This is a genomic window from Taklimakanibacter lacteus (genome assembly GCA_003576695.1).
Taxonomy (GTDB): Bacteria; Pseudomonadota; Alphaproteobacteria; order Rhizobiales; family Aestuariivirgaceae; genus Taklimakanibacter; species Taklimakanibacter lacteus.
In genome coordinates this window covers 79543-97222 of record QOZQ01000005.1, presented here as the reverse complement: position 1 = coordinate 97222, position 17680 = coordinate 79543, and the positions used below count along the sequence as shown (strand labels likewise).

Annotated in this window: 18 protein-coding genes; 10 read left to right on the top strand and 8 right to left on the bottom strand. The window is 58.7% G+C overall.

Features of this window, described 5'->3' with window-relative positions:
• Positions 1 to 16: 16 nt before the first annotated feature.
• The 6 genes from DT068_RS11045 (at position 17) to DT068_RS11020 (ending at position 5530) form a co-directional block, all read left to right on the top strand.
• Complete coding sequence (locus DT068_RS11045; protein WP_119389897.1) at positions 17 to 1618, top strand: ABC transporter substrate-binding protein; 1602 nt, start codon at positions 17 to 19, stop codon at positions 1616 to 1618.
• Positions 1619 to 1728: 110 nt separating this feature from the next.
• Positions 1729 to 2577, top strand: coding sequence for a LysR family transcriptional regulator (locus DT068_RS11040; RefSeq protein ID WP_119389896.1), 849 nt, complete (start codon positions 1729 to 1731; stop codon positions 2575 to 2577).
• A 375-nt stretch (positions 2578 to 2952) separates the two neighbouring features.
• Positions 2953 to 3930 (top strand): hypothetical protein, encoded by a 978-nt coding sequence (locus DT068_RS11035; RefSeq protein ID WP_119389895.1) that lies wholly within the window; start codon positions 2953 to 2955, stop codon positions 3928 to 3930.
• Between the two features lie 384 nt (positions 3931 to 4314).
• Positions 4315 to 4758, top strand: a complete 444-nt coding sequence (locus tag DT068_RS11030; protein WP_162914141.1) for an Hsp20 family protein — start codon at positions 4315 to 4317, stop codon at positions 4756 to 4758.
• Between the two features lie 23 nt (positions 4759 to 4781).
• The gene (locus DT068_RS11025) at positions 4782 to 5096 is read left to right on the top strand and encodes a hypothetical protein (protein ID WP_368904655.1); all 315 of its coding nucleotides are present in this window, start codon (positions 4782 to 4784) and stop codon (positions 5094 to 5096) included.
• A 107-nt stretch (positions 5097 to 5203) separates the two neighbouring features.
• A complete protein-coding gene (locus DT068_RS11020; RefSeq protein ID WP_119389892.1) occupies positions 5204 to 5530 on the top strand; it encodes a hypothetical protein in 327 nt (108 codons plus the stop codon).
• A 69-nt stretch (positions 5531 to 5599) separates the two neighbouring features.
• Here the strand turns inward: DT068_RS11020 and DT068_RS11015 are convergent, their stop codons facing one another.
• The 6 genes from DT068_RS11015 to DT068_RS10990 all read right to left on the bottom strand — a co-directional run bounded on the left by DT068_RS11015 (position 5600) and on the right by DT068_RS10990 (position 10717).
• A complete protein-coding gene (locus DT068_RS11015; RefSeq protein ID WP_162914140.1) occupies positions 5600 to 6343 on the bottom strand; it encodes a hypothetical protein in 744 nt (247 codons plus the stop codon).
• Positions 6344 to 6368: 25 nt separating this feature from the next.
• A complete protein-coding gene (locus tag DT068_RS11010; RefSeq protein WP_368904653.1) occupies positions 6369 to 6902 on the bottom strand; it encodes a hypothetical protein in 534 nt (177 codons plus the stop codon).
• 168 nt (positions 6903 to 7070) lie between these two features.
• Complete coding sequence (locus DT068_RS11005) at positions 7071 to 8291, bottom strand: type II toxin-antitoxin system HipA family toxin (protein ID WP_119389890.1); 1221 nt, start codon at positions 8289 to 8291, stop codon at positions 7071 to 7073.
• Positions 8284 to 8871 (bottom strand): helix-turn-helix domain-containing protein, encoded by a 588-nt coding sequence (locus tag DT068_RS11000; RefSeq protein WP_119389889.1) that lies wholly within the window; start codon positions 8869 to 8871, stop codon positions 8284 to 8286. The genes DT068_RS11005 and DT068_RS11000 overlap by 8 nt, the downstream gene beginning before the upstream one ends.
• Before the next feature lie 129 nt (positions 8872 to 9000).
• Positions 9001 to 10380, bottom strand: coding sequence for a PBSX family phage terminase large subunit (locus tag DT068_RS10995; RefSeq protein WP_162914139.1), 1380 nt, complete (start codon positions 10378 to 10380; stop codon positions 9001 to 9003).
• A complete protein-coding gene (locus DT068_RS10990; protein WP_162914138.1) occupies positions 10367 to 10717 on the bottom strand; it encodes a hypothetical protein in 351 nt (116 codons plus the stop codon). The genes DT068_RS10995 and DT068_RS10990 overlap by 14 nt, the downstream gene beginning before the upstream one ends.
• Positions 10718 to 11159: 442 nt before the next feature.
• Here DT068_RS10990 and DT068_RS10985 point away from each other — a divergent pair, with 442 nt between their 5' ends.
• Positions 11160 to 11984 (top strand): hypothetical protein, encoded by an 825-nt coding sequence (locus tag DT068_RS10985; RefSeq protein WP_119389886.1) that lies wholly within the window; start codon positions 11160 to 11162, stop codon positions 11982 to 11984.
• 102 nt (positions 11985 to 12086) lie between these two features.
• Here the strand turns inward: DT068_RS10985 and DT068_RS10980 are convergent, their stop codons facing one another.
• Positions 12087 to 12902: a hypothetical protein gene (locus tag DT068_RS10980; protein WP_119389885.1), complete on the bottom strand. Its 816-nt coding sequence runs from the start codon at positions 12900 to 12902 to the stop codon at positions 12087 to 12089.
• A 258-nt stretch (positions 12903 to 13160) separates the two neighbouring features.
• Here DT068_RS10980 and DT068_RS10975 point away from each other — a divergent pair, with 258 nt between their 5' ends.
• The 3 genes from DT068_RS10975 to DT068_RS10965 are packed head-to-tail and all read left to right on the top strand — an operon-like array spanning position 13161 to position 16610.
• Positions 13161 to 14315 (top strand): adenylate/guanylate cyclase domain-containing protein, encoded by a 1155-nt coding sequence (locus DT068_RS10975; RefSeq protein WP_119389884.1) that lies wholly within the window; start codon positions 13161 to 13163, stop codon positions 14313 to 14315.
• On the top strand, positions 14302 to 15777 hold the full coding sequence (locus tag DT068_RS10970; protein ID WP_119389883.1) for an adenylate/guanylate cyclase domain-containing protein: 1476 nt from the start codon (positions 14302 to 14304) through the stop codon (positions 15775 to 15777). The genes DT068_RS10975 and DT068_RS10970 overlap by 14 nt, the downstream gene beginning before the upstream one ends.
• An 8-nt stretch (positions 15778 to 15785) precedes the next feature.
• Positions 15786 to 16610: an E2 domain-containing protein gene (locus tag DT068_RS10965; RefSeq protein WP_119389882.1), complete on the top strand. Its 825-nt coding sequence runs from the start codon at positions 15786 to 15788 to the stop codon at positions 16608 to 16610.
• Positions 16611 to 16732: 122 nt separating this feature from the next.
• On the opposite strand, the gene DT068_RS10960 is transcribed toward DT068_RS10965, so the two are convergent.
• A complete protein-coding gene (locus DT068_RS10960; RefSeq protein WP_119389881.1) occupies positions 16733 to 17659 on the bottom strand; it encodes a DUF2971 domain-containing protein in 927 nt (308 codons plus the stop codon).
• Between the last annotated feature and the right edge of the window lie 21 nt (positions 17660 to 17680).

The following is a 17680-nucleotide window of genomic DNA, read 5'->3' as shown; positions in this document are numbered from 1 at the left end:
AGACAGGGAGGAAAACATGAAAGAGCTTCAATACTGGACCGAACAGATCAGGCGCCGGCGCATCAGCCGCCGCGAGTTTCTGGGCAGGGCGGCCGTCCTTGGCCTTTCGGGCGCGGCCGCGCTCAAGCTGCTCACCCGGGCGGGCATTGCCGCGGAGGGCAAGAAAGGCGGCTCCGCCCGCTTCGGCCTGGCGCATGGCTCGACCACCGACACGCTCGACCCTTCCGAATATCCGGACAGCTTCACGCAGACGGCCTTCTGGGGAACGCTGTCCAACGGCCTGACGGAGGTCGACCATCTCGGCAACATTTCGGGCGATGCGGCCGAGAGCATGGAATCCTCCGACGGGACGAGGAAATGGGTGTTCAAGCTGCGCAAGGGGCTGACCTTCCACAATGGCAGGACCGTGACCTCCGGCGATGTCGTCGCCTCCTTCCGCCACCATATGGGGGCCGACTCGAAATCGGCGATCAAGGACCTGCTCGAGCCGATCTCCGACATCACGGCGGATGGCCCGCAGACGATCGTCTTCACGCTGAAATCGGGCAGCGCCGATTTCCCCTATCTGGTAAGCGACTATCATCTTCCGATCATGCCGGCGCTGGAGGGCGGTGGCGCCGACTGGCGCTCCGGCATACGCACCGGGCCGTTCTCGCTCGAGCGCTTCGAGCCGGGGGTGGCCGCCAAATTCAAGCGCAATCCCAATTATCACAAGGAAGGCCGGCCCTATCTCGACGAGGTCGAGTTCCTGACGCTGGCCGACCCGGCGGCGCGCCAGTCGGCGCTGATCACCGGCGACGTCCATTACATTGCGCGCGCCGACCTCAAGACGCTCGAGCTCCTGAAGCGCACCCCTGAGATCGAGGTCGACGAGGTGACCGGCAACGGCCACTATGTGCTGCCGATGCATTGCGACGTGCCGCCCTTCGACAATGTCGATGTGCGCCTGGCGCTCAAATATGCGATCGACCGCGACGAGATCGTGAAGAAGATCTTCCTCGACCATGCGACGGCCGGCAATGACAACCCCATCCCGCCGCCGCCTGCCGTCAAATATGCCGTCGATCCCAAGCCTCGTTTCGCCTATGACCCCGACAAGGCGAAGCACCATCTTGGGAAGGTGGGTCTCGCCGGCCTCAAGGTGGACATTTCGGTCTCGGACGCGGCCTTTGCCGGCGCGGTCGACACCGCCATCCTCTACAAGGAGCAGGCGGCCAAGGCCGGCATCGACATCAATGTCATCCGCGAGGCGAGCGACGGCTATTGGGACAATGTGTGGCTCAAGAAGCCGTGGTGCGCCTCCTACTGGGGCGGCCGGCCCACCTGCGACTGGATGTTCACCACCGCCTATGACGCCGATGCGCCGTGGAACGAATCGCACTGGAAGAATCCGCGCTTCAACGAGCTCCTGGCGGCGGCCCGCGGCGAGACCGACGAGCCAAAGCGCGCGGCCATGTATGCCGAGATGCAGCAACTCGTGCATGATGACGGCGGCACCATCGTACTGGTGTTCAACAACATCGTGAGCGCGCATTCGAAGGCGCTGGCCCATAATGAGGTGGCGGCCAACTGGGAGAATGACGGCATGAAGATCGCCGAGCGCTGGTGGTTCGCCTGACGGGCCGAGGCTTGCTGCGGCGATTGGACGAGGCGGCCTGACACCTGATAGGACGTGACTTGCGCCCTGCGGCCTCCCCAGGGCCGCAGGCGCCTGGAGTGCTGTTAAGGATGCATATCGATCAGGTACGAACGTTCCTTCAGGTCGTGGAGACGGGCAACTTCCACGAGGCCTCGCGCAGCCTCAACGTCACGCAGTCCACCGTCAGCGGCCGCATCAGGGCACTGGAGGACCGGCTGGGCTGCGCGCTGTTCCTGCGCACCCGCACCGGTGTCAAGCTGACGCCGGAAGGCGAGCGCCTGCGGCCCTATGCGCTGCACCTGCAGCGGCTGTGGCAGCGCGCCGAGCAGGAGATCTCGGCGAGCAAGGCGCCGCGGCATTTCGTGGCGCTGGGCACCGCGCCCAGCATCAGCGAGACCGTGCTGCTGCGCTGGATACCCTGGATGCGACAGGCCAATCCGACCATCGACCTGCATGTGGAGGCGAGCTTTTCCGACAGCCTCATGCGCAGGCTGGCGCGGGGGACGATCGACATCGGCGTCATGTTCGAGCCCGAACATGTCCCCGGCTTCATCATCGAAGAGCTGTTTTCCGAGCAGCTCGTCCTCGTGACCACCGACAGATCGGCCGATGTCGACTGGACGGCCAACTATGTTTTCGTCGACTGGGGCGCCATGTTCCGCACCCAGCACAAGGGGTTCTTTCCGGATCTCAGCGCCAGGGTTTCCTCCTGGATCGGGCCGCCGGCGCTGAACTATGTGCTTCAGGCCGAAGGGTCCGGCTATTTTCCGCTGCTGATGGTGCGGCAGCATCTTGCCGAAGGCCGCCTGCACCGGATCGTCGATGCGCCGGTGATCCGGCGTCCGGGCTATCTGGTGTATGAGTCCTCAGCCAAATCCGTTGCGCTGGAGCTCGGCCTGCGCGGTCTTCGCAGCATAGCGAGGGAGAATTGGCCTTAGGCGGCGGCCGGTTTGGGCGCGATGAGCGGGCAGTTGACCGTATATTAGCCGAAGGCGTCGGCGCCGTGGCTGTTGATGCCGCGCAGCGGGTTGGCGAGGCCGCCCTGCCATCCAACGCGGCGATGAAGTCCTGGCGAAATTCCAACTTTGATAATTCCCAATCCTGCCGTCTGGCCCACGATGTCAAGCATCCATCGCCGTGACGAGTCTGCGGACATCGATGATGTCGGCGAATATGCGAAGGGCAGGGACGGCAATATTTTGTCGCCACTGGAACCGAGAGACTACCGGAACCGCCGGCCGGCTTGAACTTGCCCTTTTTCCATGGTTCTTATGGCGTGGGGGCGACTCACAAGCGGGTGTGCCAGAGATCCCATGCGCTTGAGATTGCGCCTTCTCAGTGTCGCCGGCCTCAGCGTGGCGACGGCCGGGCTGGGCCTTCCCTCAGCTTTTGCCGCGGAGCAGACGCCGGATATGCCGGCATGGCTCGGTGCCCATGTCGGCCAAGGCCCAGGCCAGATCGCGCAAGTGGTGCTGCAGAGGGCGCGCACCCTTTACCTGAAAAAAGTGAGCGAAGGTGCCGTGAAGAATCCCTGCTACTTCGCCATGGACGCGACGCGGCCGGCCGGATCGAACCGGCGCTTCTACACCATATGCGAAGACAAGCGCATCTTTCGCGCGGTTCCGACGGGCCACGGCAATGGCCGTCACTTGAAGGGCATCGTCAATTTCGCCAATGGCATTCGCTGCGCCAGGAACTTCAGCAATGCGATGCATTCCAAGCTGACGACAGGGGGAGCCTATCTGACCGGCGAGGAGAAGATCTCCTTCAAAGGCTATTACCGGACCGCATCCGGGAAGAGCGTGGCCCTGAATCGCTCCTTCGTGCAGTTCGACGGCGAAGGCGACACGGCCAATGCGCGGCCGCGCGCCATTGGCGGCCATGCGGCGGTGCTGTTGCACGGCCTGTGCCTGCGGAAGGATCCGGGCAGCTCCCATGCGAACCAGGACGGCTATGTTCCGTCCGGCAAGCTGGTGAACTATTCGGCCGGCCGCAGCAATGGCTGCACCAGCTGGTCGCCGGCCGATGCCGGACAGATCATCCCGATGATGAAGGACAGGACGACGCTTTATATCTATCCCGAGTCGGCGGATATCGAAGCCGTTGCCCAGGCCGTCAAGGCCGGCCGCTCACTCATGGGCGGAGGCCTGTACTGGAACGCCTCCTGCCTGAAGGAGATTCGCTCTCCGAAATTTTGGCCCAGGGAATCGCTTGAGCCGATCCTGATTCAGTACCAGAAGGATCATCCGGAAGCGCCGCCGCGGCCTCTGCCGATCTGCAAGGGGTCGTGAAGGTCACGCTTGCCTGGCGGCGGCTGGTTGGCCGCGGTCGGAGCGCAACGCCGTTCAGAATCGAAACGCCCGCGGGTTTGAGCCGCGGACGCAACGTCTTCGATGCTGGCATTTCCCAAATCTCCCATCCATGCACGCAATGTCAATTGCCGCTTTTCCGAAAAGCGCCAACACCATCACGATGCAGCCGGCAAGCATTTGTTTTTTCAGGGAATGGTGACCGGGGATCCGTGGCATAAAAAATTTTGGGCGGGGGTCTTGAAGACAGGCTGACGGAGACTAGATCGAATCTCGCCGGATCGCAGGGTATCAGGTCCGGCGCGGGCACCGGCGGACGTCCGGTGCGCTGCTCGTACCCATGTTGCTCAAATGGAGGATGTGGCTATGCGCGCCTACGATTTTTCCGGCTTTTCGCGTTCAAGCGTCGGCTTTGAACCGCTCTTCAACCTCATCAGCGAGGCTCAGAAGCGGTTCGACCAGGAAGGCGGATTTCCGCCCTATGATATCATCCGCAAGGATGAATCCAGCTATGTCATTCGCCTTGCCGTTGCCGGCTTCTCACGAGACGAGCTGACCATCACCGCCAGGCAGAATCTCTTGACCGTCGCCGGCGAGAAGAAGGCCGATGAGAAGCGGCAATATCTGTATGAAGGCATTTCCGGACGCAGTTTCGAGCGCCAGTTCAGCCTTGCCGACCATGTGGAAGTGACCGGCGCGCGCTATGAGAACGGCGTTCTCGAAATCGAGCTTCGCCAGGAGATTCCGGAGGCCGCCAAGCCGCGGAAAATCGCCATCAATGGCGGCGCGACAGCCAAGCTCCTGAACTGATGGAGGCGGTTGTGCGTGGATTGATGTCGGCACGGAAGATGCTGTGCGAGCTGAACCTCGACGACATGATGCGGCCTGCGGATGCATTCGCTCATCCGCAGGAGGTGGTGTGCGATCCGGATCTGTCGGTCAACGAGAAGCGGGCCATCCTGGCTTCCTGGGCGTCCGATGCCTGCGCGGTGGAGGCCATGCCCGGCCTGCGGCGGACGCCCGCCGGCCAGGCCGTGGCATTCGATGAGATCATGGACGCGCTCAAGGAACTGGATGCGCAGGCGCGCGAGGGAATGAAGCGCACGCCGTCCTATCGGCGGTGGGTCAGGCACGGGGATATTCCTTAGCGCACGCAAATCGAGCCATCCCCCCGCGCGTTCCTGTCGCGGGCGCAGGGCTCGCGCCCGCCGCATGTCACCACAGCAGCGGCGGGCACCTTCCAACCGTAGAGATCATGAACATTCGTTATCACCTGCTGAGACAGGCCGGAGCTCTCGCAAGCAGCCAGACGGTGCGGCGGATCGAGCTGTCGGTGGAGATCGGCCGGCGCGAAGCCCGCGGTCGCCCGGGCGACGCCGATGGCGCAGAGCTCGAGAAGCTGAGGGCCGATCTGGAGAATTGCAGCCAGGCGCTCTCGAGGTTTGCGCTTTATCGGCCCGACCGCGATGCCGAGCCGAACTGCCCGCATTGCTGGATCGTGCTGGGAGAAAGCGTTCCCCTGCAGGCAGATGCGAGGCCTGATGGTTACCATTGCGAGCATTGCGGGGCGGACTATCCCTAGAGCCGGGGCACGCTTCGGCGGGCACGGTAAGTCATGCCGAGAGTGCAGGCCCGGATCCTTGCACGGGACTTAGGCGCGGGAAAGCTCTCCGCGAGCCAGATGCCATTCGAGCTCACTCCACCGGTTCTTCCTCCGGGCGACCTGGGCCATTGTCTTTCGGCATTCAGGCTCTTGACTGTCGAGCCTGTGCCTCACGGCAAAATAAAACACAGCTTTCAGGAGGTCTTCCCGATGCTCAGAACCCCTCCCCAGCAGCCAATCCAACCACATATTGTGAAAGCGCTCGTAGGAAACGTCGTCAGCGGATTTTTCCCCCAGAGCAAGCTCCACCAAAGGTCCAGGCCAGGACGCAATACGACCAAGAATCGACAGCTTCTGAAAATAGTCTGTCGTGTACTTCAGCAAATCATGATCTTTCAATGTGACGGCGGCATACCAGAGCAACAGCCCTTCCGAAGCGCCTGCAGCATCGCGGACCTTTCCACTCAGGATGCCTGACACTCTGCATCGCCACGCGGTGACAGCCTCACGGTGTCTGCCCATGAGCCATTGGGCAACGCCCTGGTGACCCAGATATGATCCTTCGCCTTTCAGGTCCGACATATCCTCCAGCGCGCTCGCTGCTCTGAATTGAGCTAATGCCTCTTCATATTTCTCCAGACACAGCAAAAAAGTTCCGCAGTTCGCGCGATCCTGGGAAGTGAGCTCGACACCTCGGGCCTTCATTTCACCATAGAGGTCAAGAGCCTGCTGATATTTCCCTCTCTCTGCGAGCCGCCCCGCAGGACTGAGCCTGGCGGCCAAATCCATCATAGATGTTTCTGTGCTCGTCATAATTTTAAGAGACGTCTTCGGTCAGGTTTCTGCTGATCTCAGCTTGCAATGCGGAGGCTGGGTAGTGGCTCTGAACGATTGCGATGTTGGCTGTCCGAATGCTGGCAGCTTCGATGGCGGCGTCTTCGGCGATCTTGCCATGCTCGAACATCCAGCCGGCAACCATTGCCCAATCCCAGAGCGGGCTTTCGCTGGTAACTCTTGCAATCGGCGCCGGGAAATTCGTGCCGCGTTTTCCGGAAGCGAAAAGGGAAACAGCGGATCGCGTGAGGCCGGACCGTTCCGCTATTTCCGACGAGCTGACCAGATGGTCTGGCTCGACACGTTCGATCGTAGCACCGGCTTTCTTGACGTCATGAATTGCAGAGACCAATGCCTTCCGGAAGGTCTCGGCTTCCCGGTCGAATTCGAGGACAAACAATCCCTTTTGCAGCGAGATTGTCGCGTCTGAGCAACCCGCTTCGTAAAAGCGGTCGGCATAAGACCAGTCATCAGGATCAAGACCGGATGCAATGATGGTGAGAGCATGAGTCTTCATGTTCCTGGCCTTGATTCCCTTGTCAGGGTGAGGTGATCGGGCCATCACGTCGCCGCCACATATAGGAAATGTCAACATTTGTCAACGGATTTTGTTCTCTCTATGTACCAGCGGCATTAGATAAACTGGCACCGAGGCCAATAGCAAATGATCTTTGAGCTGCGGGGCTTACTCCGCGGCTACGGGTACGGTCTTGATGTGGGCATCGATGGCGTCAACAACCTTGGAGGAGAGAGCGAGATTTTTCTTCTCCTTTGCCCATATCTCATGAAAGAGCGCCACCGTCTTCCTCGCCGTGTCTGTGACGAGCTTCTCCGGAAGCCGGGCCTTGCCGGCCAGGTACTTCAGCTGCTCGATCGAAAAGTCCTTCATCTGCTTGCTGCGGCCGATCGTCAGCGCTGACTTGGCGCTGTCGATATAAGGGATGGTCGAAACAAAGTCGTAGGCCGGCGACAGGCGCGCGGTCCTGCGATCCGAATAAATCAAGGACCAGTTCTTGAGGTGCATATCCGCATTGCCGATGAGCGTGTTGAAGACCATCCGGCGGATGAGTTCGGCGATATCGTCCTGTCCCGCTTCGGCGGCGATGACATCCGCTATATTGCGCATGCTTGCTCTTTTGTACTTGTCTTCGGGAAACACATCGAAGACCTGGGCAAAGTCCTCGATATGTATCCTGGAGCCGTCATCGGCGCGATCGAAACGCCTGATGGCATATGCCGATCCTTTAAGTTCGCCGATGCCGTCAGGCAGGCCGGAAATGTCCTTCAGCGAGACGAGCTTGATGTCTGGCACGTCCATGCCGATCTTTGCGGCGAGGCTCATCATCGAGAATTCGTTTTCAGGCACGCCGGCGAATTTCGTGGAAGGGAGCTTCACGATCCATGAGCCACCCATTCCCTGCACCGGGATCGTAAGGCCGCCGGCAGCCTCCTTGACTGCGGAAAACTTCAGCTGAACGCCGGCGAGCGAAAACCGGAAGATTCTTTTCTTTCGTTCGTCGTCATCATCATCGTCCATTTCGTCAGGGGGCAATTCGGCGCCATCCGCCGGGGCCAGAATCATGGCGCCTGGCAAATCGGCGCCAAGCGCCCAGAGAAGGAAGAACTCCCGCCTGGAGCTGACGCCGGCACGCAAAGCGAGATAGTCTCGCATCGATCCTTCCGGCAGCATATTCGCGAAGAAAGGCGTCACCCGTGTCTGTGTCTTCGGGATGTCGGTGATCAGCCCGCCGAGTGAGTCCTTGAACCGGAGGCTTAACGTTGGCCGTCGCGGGTTGTCGATGTAGCCCTGGCTGAAGGCGAAGATCGATTGGTCACCCGGGACATTCGTGATCGTTCCGATCGCATCTCCATGAAGAAGAACGTTCAATACCGACACATCAGGCATCGTCGTCGTTCTCCTCCAGGAAATAGGCAGGACGTGGCGACGGTGGAGCTTCCGGCAAAGCATGGGCGAGCGAATTGCGCACGGCCTTGATTTCAGAGAGAAGCTTGTGGAGTGTTTCGTTGCGATCGTCTTCGGGCTTCAGTCGCTTCAGCACGCCCGTGACTCTTCTCACCTTGTCGATATGCATGGGCGTCAGCCGGAAGTTATGGAGTTCGCGGATGGTACGGTTGAGGCGGCGCCACTCCTCGGTTCTGTCCGAAATCCGGGCGAGTTGAGCTTCGAGCTTTTTGAGCTCCAGGGTGGCGCGACGGGTATCGCTGCCGGGAAGCTCGCCTTCGGCCCCGCGGGTGATTGCCTGCACCGCCGGCACGAATTTTCGCGGAACGAGCATGACCTCGAGCTCGAGCGCGCGGGCAATCTGGATCAGGCTGTCGAGCCTTGGGCTGACGGCGCCATTTTCGATCTTGGATATTTGCGCCTGGGGCATGCCCGTTGCAGCGCTGAGGTCGCGCTGACTTAGCTGATTGTTTTCCCGGGCCTTTCTGACCTCAAAAGCGAGATGTTCGGTCCTTGGATCCATGTCGATATCTTTTCATATATCAGAATTAGAATATTATATATTTATAGATATCACAATTTCGCAGTTTGCGCAAATCATGATATTGTAAAGAACATCAAACTCCGAGGTCGATATCTATAAAGATATCAGTTATATCCGGAGACTCCGCGCCCGTCGTTCCGCCGGCGGACCCTCCAGAAACACACCGCTGCGCAACGGTGGCCGCGGCCGCGAAACGGCAACCGGCTTCGGCGCGATGAGCGGGCAGTTCACCGCATATTCGCCGAAAGCATCGGCGCCATGGCTGTTGATGTCATGCAAGGGGCCGGCGAAGCCGCCCAATGTCGTGCTTGGCCTTCGCGCATAGCGCCGCAGCCGCGACAGGCCCAGCATGACCCGCTTCGTACGGTTGAAACGCATAAGTGGCAGAAGGGCTCGCGTGGCATTAATGCGCTCCGCCGGACCCTGTTGCGCTCCGACCCGGATGGGCTTCACGCCGAGGCCCATGAGCGTCAAGGCGCGGGTTCGCCCGGCCGCACCCCATTCGCGCAGCTTCACATCATGCGGGAAATAATGCTCGGCATAGCGGAATGCGGCGTCGCGCCCGATCGCCGCAAGGGCGGGTGCGACCAGAAACCTTTCCGGCTGCAATTCGGGCAGCGCCTCGCGCACGATCTCCTCCGCCCCTTGGCCGCTCGTCTCATGATAGTCGATCGCCGTCACCCGCACGCCATCGTGCTGGAGGAACCAGATCGCCGTGTAATCGTCGATGCCGATGTCCCAGGCCGTCTCGACGGGCATGCGCTGATCGTGCGGGAAATCGCCGATGTGGCCCTCGCGTTCCGCCTGAGCGATGAGGCGCGCATAATAGGAGGCGTCACCGACGGTCTCGTAATTGCCACCCCAGACATGGTCGGCCATCTCGGGATCGCTCGCATAGTCGGACTCCCTCTCGGCCGCCAGCACTTGGGGAAACCACGGATTGTCGCGCGAGGTGACGGCGACGAGGGCGGCGTCATCGCGCGGTGGCCCGCCGCGGAAGAACCTGTCGACGGCGTCCGTCTCATGGCGCGGATTCCAGCTGAACCACAATTCCGATCCCGCCTTGCGGATGGTCGGGCGCAACAGGCGTAGCGAGGTTTCGGAGAGGTTCTGCGCTTCCTCCACCCAGGCGATGTCATAGCCTTCGAGCGACTTGATGTTCTCGGAATTGAAGGACTGCATGCCCTTGAAGATGATGAGCGAGCCGTTGCGTCCGCGAATCTCCGATTCGAGCACACTGAACTTAGGCCCCAGGCCGAACTTGGCAATCTTGTCGATGAGGAGCTGGCGCACCGATTCCCGGATCGAGTTCTGCACTTCGCGGATGCAGACGGCCCGTAGCCGGGCGCTACAGCAACGCGTGATGAGCTGCTCGGCGAAGAAATGCGACTTGGCACTTCCCCTGCCGCCATAGGCGCCCTTGTAGCGCCGGGGCTGGAGCAGCGGCTGGAAGGCGCGGGGGACTTGAAGCCTCTTAGGGGTCGACAATGACGACCTCGAATTCGGGTTCCGGGGAAGTGCCGCCTCCGCCATCGTCCCGCTTCTCCTCATCGTCAGTTGGCGGGGCGCTCGTGGAGAAATCCGGCAGGACCTTCTTCAGCAGGCCGAAGCCGATATTGACCTGGACCTGGCTAAGCTCGATCTTGCCGCGCATGCAATCGAGGAAGATGTCCAGGATGCCGCTGTCGGCAATCTTCTGACGATCCGCCGCGATCCGTTCGGCATTGCGCAGGGCGCGAGCGGGTGGTGAAGGTGAAAAGGCCGGCAACAGGGCGGGTGACGGCGGCTGGACTGGCGGGGGCGACTGTCTCGACGGCTCGGGCACTTGCTCCGGCGGAGAGTCGTCTTGTGCCGGTGCGCTCGAGTGGCGATGGCCCGTCTCTGTGAGGAATGTCGGAACCGTGGAATTCCGTCCCTTGAATCGATGGGCGACCATGATGCACCCGTAATGTCTGGACTAGAGAGAAGGATGAGGCAGGCTTGGTTTGAGGAAGCCCGTGGTAGGTTGCGGTTTTGAGCGCAAGCGGTGTTCAGAATAGAAAGGCCCGCGGATATGAGTCGCGGGCGCAATTTCTTCGATCCTGATATTTTCCAAATCACACGCTTTGGCCCGCAAGATCAAGCGCTATTTTCGTCTGAGCACTGTAATTACCCCTAAGTCCTTGTTAGTAAAGCCCATAACGGAGCCTTGATGAGGTTCTTGTGTTATTTGTGCCAAGCGCACATAGAAAACGTAACGAAGTAAACCAACTTTTGTTGGGGTTGCAATGCTCACAGCTGGTTTTCCTAAACCCTTGAACGATACTCAACGCACCTTTAAGGACCTATGTGAAAAGGGCGGCGGTCCAAAAGGTGGGCCAGCTCGTATCAAGGTCCAACAGTTGCTCAAAGCGAGCGGCCAAACGTTGAACAAACTGGCGTTCAATGAAGTTGCCGCACAGATGAAGGAACTCGCGACCGCTAATCCGTGGCACATCTGCTTCGCAATAGGGCTTTCATGGGGGCATTTGGCCCAATTAGATGTTGAGTTCACGAAGGTAGCCTGTCGACTAATCGCGAACTGGAACGACGACGACTTGAAACTTGCAAAAATGTTCCACTATGAACGCGGTCCAGCTCCTATCGAAGATTCACTTCGTGGCGCACATACGCTTTTTTCTAGGGTCAAACTGCCCGACACCTTGCCTAACGACTTGGATCGATTGCGCGCCGCTGAAGACCGGTGGTTTAGTCCGATTATTTCGAAGGACCGACCTCGCTATATCGGCAGTTGGAATGCGACCGCAATGTTTATGGTCGCGTTGTTCGCCCAACCCGGTTTGGCCAAATCTCTCGTTGAGCCTCGTGTAATGCTGCCGCCTGGTGGCCCAATCTTCAACGCATTGAATCTGTTGCACCGTGTGCATTTTCTGCCAAAGAAGCCTTCTGGCAGTGAGCTAGATGATGAGGCATTCGAGCCGGGGGCGATTTTTGAGAACAACGACTTGTTTGTGAATGTACTGAAAGGGTTACCAGCCTGGAGTCTTGTGGATGTCCATAGTGGCCTCTATCTTCTCGGTACTCGCGATCCTAGGTCTGATAATCTGGTGTAACTGGTTCTTGTCCAATCCTTCTCTACTTTCTCTGGTATTGTTCATCCCAACTCCCAGATACTGTCGGAGGGGTTGGTCAGAATAAAACTGAGGCCTCATATCTCACGGCTGCTTTACAATCGAGTTAGCAGGCAGGCCAAGAACCCCGGCTTGCCGCAGCAAGTTAAAAACCACTTGCCAACCGGTAGCCCGAAACCACTTTTTCGTCCTCTCGTTCCACGACGATTGAACGGCCACGACCTTCAAAGCAGCCTCGGGCGTCCAAATGCCGTCTTTCGGGAGTTCGCTCCACTCCCATATTGATGCACCGCTCGCGCCGGGAAGTTCCGGAGTTTCTCCGTCGTCCGCTGTGTTGACCAGCATTGCGGTTTCGTCATACTTAAAAAAGAAATCGACGCTCGGGTCGTGAGGCCGGTCACGAAAAATAGCTAGATTAGGCGGAGTTCCTAGACGTTCCGTATAGAACGTAAGGAGCTGACCGCCCAGCTTATCCCCTCTCCTTAAGGTGATCGAAGCTGGGTAACCGCAAAGGATAAATGCGCCATCCTGGGATGGCACCGCAACGTTTGACAAATCTAGAAAGCGCCAGTGTTTGCGAAACTTTGCAAGTAGATCCATGTCCGTCGGTTCCACGATCGCAACGTCGAGGTCGATGTCCTGTGGTCGATAGGTGTCAAACGGACTCAAAGTAAGCACCTCAGGACCCCGCGGGCCGACCGGAACGGCTAGTTTAGAAAGCTCGATATCATCGAGGAGATGCGCAGCGACTACCAGGAAAACGCGCCCTCCAATATCAAAGAACGTTCCCGTACCGTGAGGAACGACTCCGTGTTTAGTATCTTTAAGTAGAAGAGGAACAGTCACCCTCGAAGCGAACTGCTCAATCGCAATGGCGGTTTGCGGGCCGAGTACAGGCATGCGGTTTGCTCCTTACAGAGGAGATGCGAGGTGCGGAGGTCAGTGGAGCGACGCTATCATCTAGTGCCGCTAGCACGAGTAAGTCTTATCCGACTCCTCCTAGCTACTGATTCGGTGCGCGGCGCCAAGCGACTGTTTTCGTCAAGTAATTAATCAGAGTTACCAACGGCAATTCAGTATTGAAATGCCTAGGCGTAAGCCCCATTTTTCCAAAAATTTACGCAACTGCATAGTTTCTCATTTTCAGGAGAATGGCAATTGTGGCCTGTTGTGCTTCGTGAATTCCTGCACCGCTACTCCGTTCACGCAGACAAGCTCTACGATGCGTTGACGAGGAATGGCCTATATCAGGTTGAACGGCCTCCGCACGGGACCGAGCTCTGCAGGCGGGGCGACCCGGCCGATTGCTTATGGCTCGTCATTGAGGGCGAGGTCGATGTCTACGAACAGGCGGACGCTCCGATCCGGAAGCGCCTTCGCGGCGATTTGCTTGGCGAGCAGGCGTTCTTACTCGCCAATACTCCATGCGCAAAGCTGGCCGACGGCAAATCTCCGGGGCGTTCGGCAAGGTTAGTCGCTCACGGCCAGACCCGCGTTCTGCGGTTCGATGCTGCGCTCGTCGATAAGCTCACGACCGAAGAGCGTGCGCTTTGGTATGAACTCCTAGCGAATGTCATCAATGTCAAACTGGTCGAGGCCACCGGCCAGCGGGCGGAACAGGCCAGCCAGGTCGCCGACAGGAACCATCTGCTCACCAGATTTTGCGACAAGACGGCCCTGGGAGTGGTCGAAGCTGCTATGAGCGGCCGGTCGGCATTTACAGCGGACCGCACCGTGGTGGTCTGGTTCAGCGACATCGCCGGCTTCAGCACCTGGTCGCGGGCGCGAGACCCTGGCGTTGTAGCAGACGCTGCCCGGGCGCTTCTTGGCCTCCAAGTGAAGCTCATCCGCGAACACGGCGGCGAGATCGACAAGATGATGGGCGACGGGATGATGGCCTATTGGTTTTGCGATGGTCCCCATCGGAACGGCGTGCCAGGTCGGGCGTACAAGTGCGCCAGAAGGATAGTGCGCGAATTTGCGCGAGTGACTGACGAAAGCGGCATACCCGAACTCTCGTTGCGAATCGGCCTGCACACTGGCCAAGCTTGTTTCGGCGATTTTGGAACTGAGGAACGGATCGCGGTCACGCTTCTCGGCGAAACGATCAATCTCGCCTCGCGATACGAGCAGCTTCGCGCAGATCCGGAACATTACCCAGACCTCGGACCGATCCGCATAAGTCCGGAGCTGCGCGATCTTATTTACGCGACGGGTGCAGTGAGTGGCCTCGTCGGGCCTGTCAACGCAAAGGTGAAGCACGACAATTTCGTGGTCTATTGGGCTGAAGGAGCATCAGATGGCATGGAATGAAGATCGGGCCATTGCCCGGATTAAAGAGCATATTAAACGTGCCCCATCGGTCGACGCGAACCTTACATTGGCGCGCGTCCGAGCTGATGCGGCCACCGCGCGATCGGAGGGGCGCTTTCCAAACACTCGCGCCATTTTGGTCGAAGGCGCTCAGCTTTATGGTCAGCTCGTCGATTTTGACGACCTCGTAGTCGAGCAAGGCAAAGGGGAGACGGAGGCTAGCCACAAAAGAGTCCTCGATTTCCTTAACACCCACTACCAAGTCTGGGATAGCATTGTTGATGGTGATGACGCGCTCAGGGTCGATTTTCACGGCCCTCGTTTGCATGCCGTCGTCGTTTACCCAATCAAAGATCCAAGGGAGCAGATTCTGCGAGCTATGGCGCTTGCCGCAAAGCTCGGTGAAGCGGCAGCGCGCGTCGGACAGGCTTACGGCTTTTCCTCCCGAATTCGGTTCGGCATCGACCAAGGCAGATGCTTGGCGATGACTACCGGGCGCTCCCACGATACCGACACGCTGTTCCTCGGATCGCCCGCCAATCACGCGGCAAAGCTCGCGTCGAGCGGGCAGGAGAGTGGCATCTTTCTGATGCCCAATGCCCAGCAGATCGTCACCCAGGTTCCTTCGCAGTCTGGCATCCCATCCTTTCGGGCGCGGCAAGACCTGATCGATCTCGCAAGGCGACAGTATCCCTTCACGTCTGTCGATGCCGCGGCGAACCGTGTCATTGCGTCTGCAACCAATAGGGCCAAATTTGGGTTCAGGCGCGCCACGCCACCCCTGTCCAAGACGAAGTTCTCCGAACTCAGCCCCTCAAACACAGTTCGCATGGGCATGGCATCCCTGTTCGCCGATATCGACGGCTATACCGCCTTCGTCGATAACGCCATCCGCCAAGGGCCCGAGGCCATCAAGACCGCCGTCGTCGGCATACATGTGATCCGCGAAGAGCTGAACGATGTCCTGAAAGCAGATTGCGAGGGCAAACGGGTGCGGTTCATCGGCGATTGCATCCACGGCTTAATGACAAAAGGGACAGTAGCGACCGACGATGATGCCGGAGCCGTCTTGGATGCTTGCATGTGCGCAGCAGCGATGAAGTCTTCCTTTGATTTGTGTTGCGAGATCGTTCCTGGACTGCAAGATCTTGATCTCGCAATCGGCATCGATTACGGCGTGGTGCCCCTCACCAGGATCGGCCGGCCCGGCGAGGAAAGCATTCGATGCGCCGCAGGCAAAGCGGTCATTGAGTCCGAGCGTGCTCAGCAGCAGATCGAGAATGGTGGCACCCGCCTGGGCGAGGGCGCTATGAATGTGGCTTCCCATCGCGTGAGACAGCATTTCGGAAGCACAAGGCGCATCCCTGAATACGACGATGCCGCTAATCTGCTTGGGGCCCCTGTTTCGCAAGTCACCACCATCATCAGCCAGCAGCCCTCCGCACGGTCCCATGTGAGCTGATACTCGCTGTGGCCGAGACGATTGCGGAAATTCAGACCTCTCCCGATAGGGCAAACCATGCTGGTTTGCGGCTACTTGTCGATTGCGCACCCCAGTGGGTAGTGATCGAGCAGGAAACGCAGGACGGTGTGAACCTGAGTGCGCAAGCCGTCCAAGGCAGCGGAAAAAAAGGGCGCCAATACCGACTTCGGCTATCGCGCGACTTCGCGGGAGAGGTAGAAATTCGCGAATGCCAGCCCGACTTGCTGCCTTCGTTCTGTCCAGAGCGGCACATTAACGACGATACCTCGTTCTGCCTTGGGTATGAAGCTGGGAACCAAGTGATCAATGCTGATACCGGTAGGCAGTGGTGGGAAAAGCTCCGTTCCTTCCTCCTGTGCCAAGATACCGCGACCAACACCGGCTATTGGCCAGACTATGCCGCGCTCGCCCACGGCGCCGCTGCATTCTTTCAGATGGAGGGAGAAGCGGCTGCGAGGCAGCTAGACAAACTCGAAGACTTCAGGTCCGCGATGCATGGCGTCGGCTGGGTCTCGGACAACGTCTGGCAAGTAACAGATGATGGCAATCGTCTGCTAAACGGACGTATGCCTTGCATATGCGGGCGAATCGACAGTCGGGGCGGGCGCATGCTACGCAAAGAGTGCCGCAAGGCTAACGAGCCCTGTCTCGTCGTCCTCGAGGCTCGGCGCCGCGACGCCGAGCAGGACTTCTGGAAGTTGAACGAGGGGAAGCTGTGCTGCGGCACGATGGCGACGTGTCCTCTTAGTCCGAAATGGAAGCCCTTGCCCGATCGTCGCGCCCTTCGGCGCGCCAGGGCGCGAAACGAGTAAGTGGCAGTGAGAAGTGGTTCAGGCGATACTCGAAGTGGCTGAAAGCTCCATGTATCGATTTGCTAAGACTCTGGTCTCGTGGAGGAAAATAGCGCGAATGGGGACGGAGACGTGCTGTACAACTAGCGAGATGGTCGATAAGGGATGTCAGAAAACCGAATCTCGACTTTGTGCTTGTAAAATGCACTAAGGCAGTCTCTCACGAACGCAGCTGAACGTTCTCTTTGGGATGGGCCGACCACAATCTCGCGAATGATTTGTGTATCTCCATAGTGATACGGGACATATTGAACCAAATCATAGGGTCGCATTCGGTACTGAAAACCCTGCTTGGCTCGAACTATAGATCTAACCTCACTTTCTTGCTTGTAGTCCTCATGCTTATGAAGGATCGCCGCCATAGTAAGTGAGGCTAGGAGAGAAGCATATCCCGAGACAGCGGGTCTTGCGACGTCGACGCCGCTACCTTCATGTTTAAGCAAGAATGGAATGGCAATGGCGATGAGGTCCCGAGCGGTTTCATTAAAGGATTTGTCGTCATATTTTACGGGATAGGTAATTGTATTCTGGTCTTGCAATAGATTTTTGCTTTCAAAGCCGATAGCAAAGCCCCTGCCATCGTCAGCATAGGATCGCCACTGCCCCAGCTCATCGCTGTCGGTGCTGAAGGAGCAAGTGAAGAACCTGGTTGATTTGAGGTAAGCCGCGTCTAAGGGCCGATCTTCTATAAATTTTCTTATCTTGCTGCCTCTGTGACCCAAGGCCCCTATGAGGAGATCCTGGCCAGCCTGCATGCCGCGAGTTAATTCTGAAGGATCATTGAGGTTAAATATACTGGTAAACCAAAGCTGGGAGGATTGGAGTATCCCCTTGAGCCCCTCGTCATTCGTATAATGATATACAACGGCCTGAAGGTCTTTGGTTGCGATCCTTGGGAAATGCCTTTCACGCATTTGCGCCAACGAGGTGTCGAGCACCTTAAGCTCCTCGGCAGTATGCTCGTCGAGCTTTCCTTTGTTGTCGGCCATTGAGGCGATCTTCTCTATCATTGCGCCGGCTCCAGACGATCA

What these genes read in the sequence shown, in the direction of transcription:
- DT068_RS10980 (WP_119389885.1), bottom strand. Translation starts at nt 12,902, where the DNA reads ATGCCTGTACTCGGCCCGCAAACCGCCATTGCGATTGAGCAGTTCGCT.
- DT068_RS11040 (WP_119389896.1), top strand. Translation starts at nt 1,729, where the DNA reads ATGCATATCGATCAGGTACGAACGTTCCTTCAGGTCGTGGAGACGGGC.
- DT068_RS11015 (WP_162914140.1), bottom strand. Translation starts at nt 6,343, where the DNA reads ATGATGGATTTGGCCGCCAGGCTCAGTCCTGCGGGGCGGCTCGCAGAG.
- DT068_RS10970 (WP_119389883.1), top strand. Translation starts at nt 14,302, where the DNA reads ATGGCATGGAATGAAGATCGGGCCATTGCCCGGATTAAAGAGCATATT.
- DT068_RS11020 (WP_119389892.1), top strand. Translation starts at nt 5,204, where the DNA reads ATGAACATTCGTTATCACCTGCTGAGACAGGCCGGAGCTCTCGCAAGC.
- DT068_RS10985 (WP_119389886.1), top strand. Translation starts at nt 11,160, where the DNA reads ATGCTCACAGCTGGTTTTCCTAAACCCTTGAACGATACTCAACGCACC.
- DT068_RS11025 (WP_368904655.1), top strand. Translation starts at nt 4,782, where the DNA reads ATGTCGGCACGGAAGATGCTGTGCGAGCTGAACCTCGACGACATGATG.
- DT068_RS10960 (WP_119389881.1), bottom strand. Translation starts at nt 17,659, where the DNA reads ATGATAGAGAAGATCGCCTCAATGGCCGACAACAAAGGAAAGCTCGAC.
- DT068_RS11010 (WP_368904653.1), bottom strand. Translation starts at nt 6,902, where the DNA reads ATGAAGACTCATGCTCTCACCATCATTGCATCCGGTCTTGATCCTGAT.
- DT068_RS11045 (WP_119389897.1), top strand. Translation starts at nt 17, where the DNA reads ATGAAAGAGCTTCAATACTGGACCGAACAGATCAGGCGCCGGCGCATC.
- DT068_RS11030 (WP_162914141.1), top strand. Translation starts at nt 4,315, where the DNA reads ATGCGCGCCTACGATTTTTCCGGCTTTTCGCGTTCAAGCGTCGGCTTT.
- DT068_RS11000 (WP_119389889.1), bottom strand. Translation starts at nt 8,871, where the DNA reads ATGGATCCAAGGACCGAACATCTCGCTTTTGAGGTCAGAAAGGCCCGG.
- DT068_RS11005 (WP_119389890.1), bottom strand. Translation starts at nt 8,291, where the DNA reads ATGCCTGATGTGTCGGTATTGAACGTTCTTCTTCATGGAGATGCGATC.
- DT068_RS11035 (WP_119389895.1), top strand. Translation starts at nt 2,953, where the DNA reads ATGCGCTTGAGATTGCGCCTTCTCAGTGTCGCCGGCCTCAGCGTGGCG.